Annotated in this window: 4 protein-coding genes; 2 read left to right on the top strand and 2 right to left on the bottom strand. The window is 74.8% G+C overall.

What is annotated here, in order from left to right; all coding sequences use genetic code 11:
* Positions 1-1401 (top strand): outer membrane protein assembly factor BamB family protein (locus E4099_RS28005; protein ID WP_209446774.1); only part of this gene is annotated, 1401 nt, incomplete at its 5' end.
* A gap of 226 nt (positions 1402-1627) precedes the next feature.
* Entirely contained in the window at positions 1628-3034 is a 1407-nt protein-coding gene (locus E4099_RS28010) for an MFS transporter (RefSeq protein WP_135341921.1), read from the top strand.
* Positions 3035-3087: 53 nt separating this feature from the next.
* On the opposite strand, the gene E4099_RS28015 is transcribed toward E4099_RS28010, so the two are convergent.
* Together E4099_RS28015 and E4099_RS28020 are read right to left on the bottom strand one after the other, a co-directional pair.
* The gene (locus tag E4099_RS28015; protein ID WP_135341922.1) at positions 3088-5022 is read right to left on the bottom strand and encodes a helix-turn-helix domain-containing protein; all 1935 of its coding nucleotides are present in this window, start codon (positions 5020-5022) and stop codon (positions 3088-3090) included.
* Positions 5023-5072: 50 nt separating this feature from the next.
* Positions 5073-5855, bottom strand: a 783-nt coding sequence (locus tag E4099_RS28020) for a 3-hydroxybutyrate dehydrogenase (protein ID WP_135341923.1), incomplete at its 5' end; no start/stop codon positions are given.

Below are 5855 nucleotides of genomic sequence, written 5' to 3' on the forward strand. Positions count from 1 at the left end.
CCCTACGGCCCCCCGGGCGCTCCCGCGCCCGCCCCCCGGTCCGGGCGCGGCGGGATGATCCTCGCGGTCGTCCTGGTGCTGCTGCTCCTGGGCGGCGGAGGGCTGTACGCCGCCGCCCAGCAGGGGATATTCGACGACGACGGCTCGACCACCGATGTGGCCGAGAGCGCCCAGGCACCGGCCTTCGGCATCGGCGGGGAGCGGACGGCGCGGTGGGCGACCCCGGTGCCCGAGCCCGCGCGGCTGACCGCCACCTACCTGGTGAAGGGGGGTCAGGTCGCGGTCCGGGTCGCCGGCACCACGGGGTCCGGCTACGACCTGGGCACCGGCAAGCAGCTGTGGGAGATCAAGGACTGGTCGGGCGGCCTCCAGGCCTGCGCCGTCTCGCCCACCGCCTCCCGCGAGGTCATGGCCCTCCTGCTGCGGCAGGGCGATCAGGGACCGTGCGGCTCCCTGATCGCCGTCGACCTCAGGAGCGGCAAGCAGCTGTGGGCCAAGCAGCTCCTGGACAGCGGGGACCAGAGCGGTATGGGCATGCCCGCCGTCCGCTTCCAGGGGGACGCCCTCGTGACCGCCACCAGGACCGGACCGATCGTCCTGGACGCCCGTACCGGCGGCGTCCGCTGGACGGGCGCCGCCCAGCCGGACGCCGAGGGGGAGGCGCGGGCGGTCGAGAGCGTGGCCGTGAGCGGGAACACCGTCGTCGCCTCCTACGAGGGCGAACTCGGCGATCCCTCCGTGGTCCTGCGCGGTTTCGACCTGCGCGACGGCCATGTCACCAGCCGTCTCACCTCACCCAGGATGCCGGCGGGCTCGGGAGGCCTGGTCGAGGTGGCCGTCCTCAACGCCGACCCGCTGGTGGTCGCCCTCGACGACAGCTCCGGCGCCCGGGACCCGCTCTACTTCTCCCGGTCCGGCAGCACCTGGAAGCAGCTGCGGGTGGACGCCGTGCAGGGCCAGAGCGTCCGCGACCAGGTCCGGGAGGGAGGGCTGGTGGTCGACGGACTGTTCGTCAAGCCGTTCACCACCGACGACCCCTCCCTGGACGTCGGCTTCGACAGCGTCGTCGCGGCCTTCGACCTCAGGACCGGCGAGGTGAAGTGGCAGCACACGCTGCGCCGGGACTCCAGCTCGGTGGTCCTGCTGCCCGGTTCGGTCAAGGGCGCGGTGCGGGCCGTCGCCTCCGACTACGACACGGGCCTCCAGCTGTACGCCTTCCCGCTGGCCGGCGGCGATCCCGTCCGGGGCGGCCGGCTGACCGTGGACTCCTCGGCCCCCGGCGCGCCCGCCCGGTTCGCCGGGGTCGCGGACGCCGCGGTGCAGGGGGACCACCTGGTGGTGCTGAACGAGACGGGCGGCGAAAGGGCGCTGGCCGCGTTCCCGATGGCCGCCACGCCTTAGGGAGCGCCTTCGGCGGCCGCTGGGGGCCCGCGTCGCGGCGCGGGCCCCCAGCGGCTTTCCCGGGGCGGTGGGGGCCTTCCGGCCCGAGCCCTGGAGGGTGGGTACGGGGGCAGCGCGCACAGCCCGGCCCCGAACTGTGGTGTCCCCGCACATACGCGGGTGACCTGCGCGTTTCTACGGTGTCCCGACACACACCGTCCCCACCGCACGCGAGGAAGTTCCGCACATGGCATCCGAGACCACCACTCCCCCACCCCCCTCCAACCTCAGACGTATCGTCGCCGCCAGCCTGATCGGCACGACCATCGAGTGGTACGACTTCTTCCTGTACGGGTCCGCCGCCGCGCTGGTGTTCAACAAGCTGTTCTTCCCCGACTCCGATCCGCTGGTCGGCACGCTGCTGTCGTTCCTGACGTACGCGGTCGGGTTCGCCGCCCGGCCGATCGGGGCGCTGGTCTTCGGCCACTACGGGGACCTGCTGGGGCGCAAGCGGCTGCTGGTGCTGAGTCTGCTGATGATGGGCGGGGCGACCTTCGGCATCGGGCTGCTGCCCACCCACGCCACGGTGGGCTCCTTCGCACCGGTGCTGCTGACCGCGCTGCGGCTGGTCCAGGGCTTCGCCCTCGGTGGTGAGTGGGGCGGGGCGGTGCTGCTGGTCTCCGAGCACGGGGACGCCAAGCGGCGCGGGTTCTGGGCCTCCTGGCCGCAGACCGGGGCTCCGGCCGGGCAGTTGCTGGCCACCGGGGTGCTGTCGCTGCTCACCAGCGTGCTCTCGGACAGCGCCTTCGAGTCCTGGGGCTGGCGGGTGCCGTTCCTGCTCTCCGGGGTGCTGGTGATGGTCGGCCTGTGGATCCGGCTCTCGGTGGACGAGTCGCCGGTCTTCCAGCAGGCGTTGTCCCAGGCGAAGGCCCGGGAGGCGGCCGGCACGACCGAGCAGCCGCCGCTGGTGGCCGTGCTGCGGGAGCACTGGCGCGATGTGCTGGTGGCGATGGGGGCCCGGATGGCCGAGAACATCAGCTACTACGTGATCACCGCCTTCGTCCTGGTCTATGCCACCGACGAGGTGGGGGTGGGCAAGCAGACCGCGCTCAACGCGGTGCTGATCGCCTCCGCGGTGCACTTCGCGGTGATCCCGGCCTGGGGCGCGCTCTCCGACCGGCTCGGGCGCCGGCCGGTGTACCTGCTGGGCGCGGCGGGCGTGGGCCTGTGGGCCTTCCCGTTCTTCGCGCTGCTGGACACCGCCGAGTTCGGCTGGATGGTGCTGGCGGTCACCGTGGGCCTGTTCTTCCACGGGGCGATGTACGCGCCGCAGGCGGCGTTCTTCTCGGAGATGTTCGCGACCCGGATGCGCTACTCGGGCGCGTCGATCGGGGCGCAGTTCTCCTCGGTCGCGGCCGGGGCGCCCGCCCCGCTGATCGCCACCGCGCTGCTCTCGGACTACCACAGCAGCACCCCGATCGCCCTCTATGTGATCGGCGCGGCGCTGCTGACGCTGGTCGCGGTGGGGGTGGCCCGGGAGACCCGGGACCGGGACCTCGCCCAGGCCCCGGACGCGCCGCGGGATGCCGACGGGACGGCGCCGCAGGCCGAGGCGGCGCACCGGCCCGAGTCCTCCCGTACGACCTCGGCGTAGCGCGGCGGAGCCCGGCCCTCCGGCCGGGCTCCGGTACGCGGCGCCGGGGCCGGTCAGCGGGTGACCGTGTCGGCGAGCCGGTGCAGACGCAGGGCGAGTTGGATCTCCAGGGCGCGCGCCGGGGACTGCCAGTCCGGGCCCAGCAGCCGGGCGACCCGGTCCAGCCGCTGGGCCACGGTGTTCACATGCACGTGCAGGGCGTCCTTGGTGCGGACCGGGCTGGCACCGCAGGCGAAGTAGGCGTCCAGGGTGCGGACCAGTCCGGTGCCGCGCCGGGCGTCGTAGTCGATCACCGGGCCGATGGTCCGGCGGACGAACTCCCCGACCCGGCTGCCGTCCCGGCTGTCGGCCAGCAGCAGCCCGAGGAAGCCGAAGTCCTCGGCCGCCGCGCCCTGTCCGGCCCGGCCCAGCACGCCCAGCGCGCTCAGGCAGCGCTGGGCCTCGGCGTAGGCCTCGGCGACCGCGCCGGGCCGGGCGGCGGGGGCCGGGACCGGCGCGGAGGCGCCCACCGTCACCGGCGCGCTGACCGCGGTACCCAGCTGGGCGGCGGTGCGGCGGGCGGTGTCGGCGGCGCTGTCCGACGGGCCGAGGGGGAGCAGCAGTACGGTGCCGCCGTCCCGGGAGGCGGCGAGCCCGTGCCGGGTCGCGGCCAGATGGGTGGCGGCGGACCACAGGCGCTGCCGGTCGGCGGCCTGGTCCGGGTCCGCGCCGGCCGTGGCTCGGCGGCCGTCCTCCCCGGGGCCCGCGGTGTCGATCCGCGCGGCGAGCACCACATGGGGCGCGTCCAGGTCGGCGCGGAGCCGGGCGGCGCGCTCCCGCAGCAGCCGCGGGTCCCGGTCCGGGGCGTCCAGCAGATCGTCCAGCAGCTCGCCGCGCACCCGCTGTTCGGCCTCGCCGGCCGAGCGGCGGGCCAGTTGCAGCAGCGAGGTGACCATGGCGGCGCGCTCCAGGGTGCGCTGGTCGACCGGGTCCAGGCGGGGCTGGCCGCGCAGGACCAGCGCGCCGAGGAGTTCGCCGCCGGTGTGCACCGCGGCGATCCAGTCCTCCCCCTGGCGCACCGCGTGGCCGTCCGCGTGGGACCGGTCCACGGCCGGGGCGGGGCAGTCGGGCGCCTCGGTGAACTCCACGGAGCCGCCCAGCACTTCGGCGAGGGCCGCGGCCACATCGTGCACCCCGCCGCCGCGCAGGACCAGTTCGGTCAGCCGGTCGTGCACCTCGGAGGCCCGTTCGATGACGCTGCTGCGGTCGCGGATGATCTCGTTGGCGGTCTCCAGCTCGGCCAGTGCCGACCGGGTCTCGGCCAGCAGGTTGGCGGTGTCGATGGCGACGGCGGCGTGCGCGGCGAAGGAGGCGAGCAGCGAGACCTGCTCGCGCTCGAAGACCCGGGCCCGCCGGTCCGCGGCGAACAGGACGCCGATGACCCCGCTGCCCAGCCGCAGCGGCACCCCCAGGATGGCCACCAGCCCCTCGTCCAGGACGCCGGCGTCGATGCTGCGGGTGTGCTGGAAGCGCGGATCGTCGAAGTAGCTGTCGGTGACGTACGGGAGGGCGGTCTGCGCCACCAGGCCGCCGAGCCCCTCCCCCATGCCCAGCCTCAGCTGCTGGAAGCGCGCGGAGACCGAGCCGTCGGTGACCCGCATGTACGTGTCGCCGGCGGCGGGGTCGTTGAGGGTGAGGTAGGCGACCTCGGTGGCGAGCAGGGAGCGGGCGCGCTGCACGATGGCCTGGAGCACCGCGTCCAGGTCGCGCAGCCCGGCGAGGTCGTGCGCGGTCTCGAACAGCGCGGACAGCTCGGCCTCGCGCCGGCGCCGGCCCTCCAGTTCACCGCGCACCCGCAGCGCGAGCAGTTTGGCGTACTCCAGGTCCGCCAGCCGCTCGGGCGGCGCGCCGTCGGCGCGGGCGCGCAGCACGGGGCGTTCGTACGCCTCGACGGGGGCGCCGTGCGCCAGGAGTTCCAGGTACGGGGTCTGCGGCTGATCATCGGACATGGGGGTCAGCATGCCGCCCTCGCGGCGGATCGGCGCCTGTCGGGTGCGGTTCAGTGTGCGGTCCAGCCGCCGTCCAGGGACAGCGAGGTGCCGGTGACGAAGGACGCGTCCGGGCCGCAGAGGTAGAGCACGGCGGCGGCCACCTCCTCCGGTTCCAGCAACCGCTTCATCGCCGAGTCGGCCAGCATGATCTCGCTGACCACCTGCTCGGCGGGGATGCCGTGGGCGGCGGCCTGGTCGGCGATCTGCCGCTCCACCAGCGGGGTGCGCACATAGCCGGGGCTGACGCAGTTGGAGGTGACGCCGTGTGCGGCGCCCTCCAGGGCGGCGACCTTGGACAGACCCTCCAGCCCGTGCTTGGCGGCGACATAGGCCGACTTGTAGGCGGAGGCGCGCAGTCCGTGGACGGAGGAGATGTTGACGATCCGCCCCCAGCCCTGCTCGTACATGTGCGGCAGTGCCCCCCGGATCAGCCGGAACGGGGCGTGCAGCATCACGGTCAGCACCGTCTGGAACACCTCGGGCGGGAACTCCTGGATGGGGCGCACCAGTTGCAGCCCGGCGTTGTTGACCAGGATGTCCACCCCGGCCGCGGCCCGCTCGGCGGCGTCCAGGTCGGTGAGGTCCAGCGGCTGGGGGCGCAGTGCGCCGGGTGACCCGGGCATCCGGGCGGCCGCTTCGGCGAGTTCGGCGAGCCCGTCGGCATCCCGGTCGACGGCCCGCACCTGGGCGCCGGCGGCGGCCAGCCGCAGCGCGCAGGCCCGGCCGATGCCGCCCGCGGCGCCGGTGACCAGGGCGGTCCGGCCGCGCAGATCGGGCGCGGGGGCCGGGGC

The organism is Streptomyces palmae (assembly GCF_004684805.1).
GTDB classification, from domain to species: Bacteria; Actinomycetota; Actinomycetes; order Streptomycetales; family Streptomycetaceae; genus Streptomyces; species Streptomyces palmae.